The organism is Haemophilus sp. UMB1048 (assembly GCF_030218125.1).
In the GTDB taxonomy this organism is placed as follows: Bacteria; Pseudomonadota; Gammaproteobacteria; order Enterobacterales; family Pasteurellaceae; genus Haemophilus_D.
In genome coordinates, this window is sequence record NZ_JASOPB010000177.1 from 1 (window position 1) to 240 (window position 240).

1 protein-coding gene is annotated in these 240 nt (G+C 53.3%); it reads left to right on the top strand.

The window, feature by feature from the left end; genetic code table 11:
• Positions 1-32 precede the first annotated feature (32 nt).
• Positions 33-240 (top strand): hypothetical protein (locus QP437_RS10365; protein ID WP_285267780.1); only part of this gene is annotated, 208 nt, incomplete at its 3' end.

A 240-nucleotide genomic window follows, 5' to 3' on the forward strand; every position in this document is an offset into this window, starting at 1 on the left:
GTACTGATGTTTGCCACGACCGGGAGTCTGCTGTGGTACCAGGGCATGAAGATAAACGCGAATATGAATATTCTCCGCGAGCAGAAAGAGAGTCTGGAGAAGCTGAACGCGAAGACATGGGGCGTGCGTTATCACGAGGACAGCAACGGACGTTTTCTGGTGTTGCCGAAGGGGATGAAAGCCGAAACGAACTGGACGAAGGACAACGGCAAACTGAACGCAGTGAGACTGGTGCAGGAG